We start from the raw sequence: 578 nt of genomic DNA, 5'->3' as shown, positions 1-578 counted from the left end.
GCGCTGCACCAGGCTTTTCAGCTGGGTGTATTCGGGCCCCATCCGGGCCCGCACCTTGATCCACGGCGGCTTGCGCTCGATCGGGGTTTGCGCATTGCGGACCTCCAGGCGCAAGAGCTTGCGGCCTTCGGGTGCGACAGTCACATCGCTGATGCTACGCGCGTGCCGGGGTGTTCCCGGACCGGCAGGACCCCGTCGAGGGCGTCGCAGACGGCGTTTGCGACGGCCGCGCGGACGTCGCCGACAGCCACCGGGCGCCGCAACTCGGCCGACAGCGAGGTCACGTCGGCGTCGGTGATGCCGCACGGCACGATCGTGCCGAACGCGTCGAGGTCGCAGTCACAGTTGAGCGCGAAACCGTGCAGGGTGGTCGCCCGCGAGACCCGCACACCGATGGCGCCGACCTTGCGGTCGGGCCGCCCGGCACCGCCCGGCACCCACACCCCGGACCGGCCGTGCACCCGGCACGTCTCCAAGCCCAGGTCGCCGCACACCTTGATCAGCGCAAGCCGCCGTGGATCAAGGTGCGGGCCCGGATGGGGCCCGAATACACCCAGCTGAAAAGCCTGGTGCAGCGC

The 578-nt window shown here is 70.9% G+C and carries 1 protein-coding gene and 1 pseudogene; both read right to left on the bottom strand.

Features of this window, described 5'->3' with window-relative positions; genetic code table 11:
* Positions 1 to 144: pseudogene (locus A9X03_RS29150) on the bottom strand (lipoyl synthase); the annotation flags it as partial.
* The coding region (gene lipB, locus A9X03_RS08330; protein ID WP_156746504.1) for a lipoyl(octanoyl) transferase LipB at positions 141 to 578 on the bottom strand (438 nt) is incomplete at its 5' end. The gene lipB and the pseudogene A9X03_RS29150, both read right to left, overlap by 4 nt.

Origin of the sequence: Mycobacterium sp. E1715, from assembly GCF_001667625.1 — a bacterium.
Classification (GTDB): Bacteria; Actinomycetota; Actinomycetes; order Mycobacteriales; family Mycobacteriaceae; genus Mycobacterium.
Note: the sequence above shows the minus strand (reverse complement) of the source record. Positions and strands in the feature narration are given on the sequence as shown.